Below are 2,051 nucleotides of genomic sequence, written 5' to 3'. Positions count from 1 at the left end.
ATTGGCCAATTGCTTTTGTCATTTCTTCATATAAATTTAAATAACGACGTAAAAAACGTGGGCTAAATTCATTATTCATTCCCAGCATATCATGTATCACCAGTACTTGCCCGTCGACCCCACCACCTGCACCAATACCAATAACCGGGATCGAAATACTTTTGGCAACCTGCTCTGCCAGATGCGCAGGAATTTTTTCTAATACAATACCAAAACAACCTATTTTTTCAAGAAGTTTTGCATCTTCGATTAGTTTTTCGGCCTCCTGATCTTCTTTTGCGCGAACGCTGTAAGTACCAAATTTATAGATCGATTGAGGCGTTAAACCCAAATGTCCCATAACCGGAATTCCGGCATTTAATATTTTTTTGATAGATTCTTTAATTTCTTTTCCTCCTTCAAGTTTTACAGCATGTCCGCCACTTTCTTTCATGATTCTAATAGCAGAACGCAAGGCTTCTTTTGGGTCAGACTGATAACTTCCAAAAGGTAAATCTACCACTACCAATGCTCTTTCGACAGCACGAACTACAGACGAAGCGTGATAAATCATTTGATCTAAAGTAATTGGCAACGTCGTTTCATGACCCGCCATAACATTTGATGCTGAATCGCCCACTAAAATCACATCGACTCCTGCGGTGTCAACAATTTTTGCCATTGTATAATCGTAAGCCGTAAGCATTGAGATTTTTTCTCCGTTGCTTTTCATTTCGATCAATGACTTTGTTGTGATTCTTTTATAATCTTTTTTTGCTACTGACATTTTATGTTTTTTTGAAGGTGTAAAAGTATTGAATAATTATAAATTGAAATCAGCAATAGAAGAATATTTCGATGGTAAATATCTTTCCATCTTTAAAATCGATCTTAAACTCGCTGTCATCAAATTGTATAGAGTAAGAATGTGGTGCTTTTATGGACGCACCGATATAAGCACCGTATTTTTCGATAAATGCTTTTTCAGACAAGGAACTATCGAATGTGGTGGTTGGATTAAGTACAAATTTATTGTTTTCGTTAATGAAAACTTTTGTTATTTCGGCCTGATTTTTTTGTTCGTCGACAGAAACTTCTAAATCCGGATAATAGTAAAAAAGTTCACTTAGATAAACACTGCACTCATCGCTAACAGTTGCTTTTTTTACTGGTTTTCCAAATATTTTTACTAAATCTTTTTGGGTAAAGAATAATGATTTGGTTTTTACTCCTTTCAAAACAAATTCTGATTTTTTTACAAAAGCCAGGATTTCTTCCGGTGTTTTTTGTTTGGCAACTCCTTTGGCTATAACCATATTTAGCTCTGTATCGGCTAGAAGTTTAGGATCATTTAACTGTTTTACAACTTCATAATATCTTTGATATGCGGCTGCCAAAGTCGCTTTTTCGCTATTCCAGGCGAGTTCAACAATGCGTTCGCCAACAGTTTTTCGTTCACTGATATTACTAACATCCAGTTTATCAAATTCTTTTAGTAATGCATTAAAATCAGGTCTTTTTCCTATGAACTTTCTAAGCGTAAATTGGGCATATTCCTCATCAATACGGCCATATATATTTACCCATTCGTCCGGGTTTTTTGGCAAATAATTTATAGCAACAGGATCTCCTGTATATAAAATTTCTCTGATTTTTGAGTTCTTATCAGGTAATGCCCTCGCTTTTAAACCGGCAACCAGAACAAAAAGATGATTGCTGCCATAATAACCGTCACCAACTTCTATAATTGGGTTTTCGCTGTCTTTTGTTTGAATATCTTTGGCATTTAGTCTTTCTGCAATGAAGTTTTCAGGAACATAACCTTCAGATAAATTATCTGCTTTTACCTTGTACCAGCCATTTTCATTTCCTGAAAGTAAGCGTACTTCGGCACCATATTTAAAATATCCTAAAAAGTCTGACGAAGTGTTTTTAGAGGTATATAATCTTGTATCTGAATTTAGAAAATAACGATCTTGAGAATGTGATAAAACCGAACATAATAATAAGGCAAATAGAAAGTGGTATTTTTTCATGAAATAATTTTTTGGAAGATTTTTTTGCCACGAATT

Annotated in this window: 2 protein-coding genes; both read right to left on the bottom strand. The window is 34.7% G+C overall.

Going from position 1 to position 2,051, the window contains the following annotated elements:
* The coding region (gene panB / locus B0A64_RS22895; RefSeq protein ID WP_244285474.1) for a 3-methyl-2-oxobutanoate hydroxymethyltransferase at positions 1-766 on the bottom strand (766 nt) is incomplete at its 3' end.
* A 49-nt stretch (positions 767-815) separates the two neighbouring features.
* Positions 816-2,051, bottom strand: a 1,236-nt coding sequence (locus B0A64_RS22890; protein ID WP_244285473.1) for an SH3 domain-containing protein, incomplete at its 5' end; no start/stop codon positions are given.

This window comes from Flavobacterium araucananum, assembly GCF_002222055.1.
Classification (GTDB): domain Bacteria; phylum Bacteroidota; class Bacteroidia; order Flavobacteriales; family Flavobacteriaceae; genus Flavobacterium; species Flavobacterium araucananum.
The sequence above is the reverse complement of the archived record's forward strand: the minus strand, read 5'-3'. Positions and strand labels throughout refer to the sequence as shown.